The organism is Brevundimonas sp. EAKA (genome assembly GCF_000698025.1).
GTDB classification, from domain to species: Bacteria; Pseudomonadota; Alphaproteobacteria; order Caulobacterales; family Caulobacteraceae; genus Brevundimonas; species Brevundimonas mediterranea_A.
Map to the genome: position 1 here is coordinate 1 of NZ_JMQR01000236.1, position 1770 is coordinate 1770.

The following is a 1770-nucleotide window of genomic DNA, read 5'->3' on the forward strand; positions in this document are numbered from 1 at the left end:
GGCGGTGGGGGCGACCCTGATCGTGGCGGCGGCGACATTCGCCGCGCGGCCGCTGATCCCGCTGGACGGGCCGGCCTACACCAGCGTGTTTCAGGGGGTGATCCGCTGGAACAGCTTCGTCTTCGTGCCGGTGATCCAGTCGGTCTATGGCTCGGAGGGCACGGCCATGGCGGCGGTGGCCATCGCCTTCATCATTCCGGTGACCAACATCACCTGTGTGGCGGTGCTGGCCAAATGGGGGTCGTTGCGGCGCGAGCCCTCGGCCCTGGGCCTGGCCAGGTCGATGATCGCCAATCCGATCCTGCTGGCCTGTCTGATCGGTCTGGCGCTGAACCTGCTGCGCGTCCCCCTGATCCCCGGCCTGTCGGACGCGATGGACCTGCTGGGCGCGGCCGCCCTGCCCCTGGGTCTGATCGTCGCCGGGGCTGGGCTTTCGTTCGCCGAGGTCAAGCGCCGGCAGGGAACCATCGCCGCCGTGACCCTGGTCAAGCTGGGGGTCATGCCGCCGCTGATGTGGTTCATCGCCTGGGCGCTGGGCGGCGACAGTCTGGCCCAGGGGATCGCCCTGATCTGCGGGGCGGCGCCGGGATCGGCCGCCTCCTACATCCTGGCGCGCCAGATGGGCGGGGATGCGCCCCTGATCGCGGGGGTCATCGCCCTGACCACCGTCGGCAGCGCCGTGGTGATTCCGGTGCTTCTGGCCCTGTTCCACTTCGCCTGATTTAGGGCGCTGACTGGCGCCCCACACTGGCGTTTGCGCCGACTCCCGCCTATAGGCGCGTCTCGATGACCCAGCCCCACGACGTCACCGACCAGACCATTCGCGAACGGCTGGTTCCGTTCCCCAAGGCCCATTTCCTGGCCGCCTCGGACCTGACCCCCTTCGTCACGCCGCAGCTGCTGGACCTCGGCGACGCCTTCGTGGATTTCAATCGCCAGTCGTCCAAGGCCTTGGACCTGCTGCACGGGCGCACGGTGGTGAACCTGTTCTTCGAGAACTCGACCCGCACCTCCTCCTCGTTCGAGATCGCCGCCAAGCGACTGGGCGCCGACGTGGTGACCATGCCGGTGGCCTCTTCGTCGGTGAAAAAGGGCGAGACCCTGATTGATACGGCGGTGACGCTGAATGCGATGAAGCCGGATATTCTGGTGATCCGCCATTCGGCCTCGGGCGCGGCGGAGCTGCTGAGCCAGAAGGTCGGCTGCGCCGTCGTCAACGCCGGGGACGGCCGCCACGAACATCCGACCCAGGCCTTGCTTGATCTGCTGTCGATGCGGCGGGCTTTCGGCGATGTGACCAGCCTGACGGTCGCCATCTGCGGCGACATCACCCACAGCCGCGTGGCGCGGTCAAACGTGGCGATGTTGCAGATGATGGGCGCGCGGGTGCGCCTGATCGGGCCGCCGACCCTGGTGCCCGGCGACGCCGACCGCTGGGGCTGCGAGGTGTTCCACGACATGCGCGAGGGGCTGGCCGGCTGCGACGTGGTGATGATGCTGCGGCTGCAGCTGGAGCGGATGGCCGGCGCCCTGGTGCCCTCGACCCGCGAATATTTCCGCTTCTGGGGCCTGGACCGCGAGAAGCTGGCCTGGGCCAAGCCGGGCGCCCGGGTCATGCACCCCGGGCCGATGAACCGGGGGGTCGAGATCGATTCCGACGTGGCCGACGACCTGGACGTCTCGCTGATCCAGGATCAGGTCGAGATGGGCGTCGCCGCCCGCATGGCCGTGCTGGCCTCCCTGTCGGCCCGCTGGGGGGACAAGTGATGA

General features: G+C 68.8%; 2 protein-coding genes. Both read left to right on the plus strand.

Annotation, left to right across the window (positions count from 1 at the left end):
* On the plus strand, positions 1-721 hold a 721-nt coding region (locus ER13_RS17160), incomplete at its 5' end, for an AEC family transporter (protein ID WP_035311318.1).
* A gap of 65 nt (positions 722-786) precedes the next feature.
* The gene (locus ER13_RS17165; RefSeq protein WP_035311320.1) at positions 787-1767 is read left to right on the plus strand and encodes an aspartate carbamoyltransferase catalytic subunit; all 981 of its coding nucleotides are present in this window, start codon (positions 787-789) and stop codon (positions 1765-1767) included.
* Positions 1768-1770 lie beyond the last annotated feature (3 nt).

What these genes read in the sequence shown, in the direction of transcription:
- ER13_RS17165 (WP_035311320.1), top strand. Translation starts at nt 787, where the DNA reads ATGACCCAGCCCCACGACGTCACCGACCAGACCATTCGCGAACGGCTG.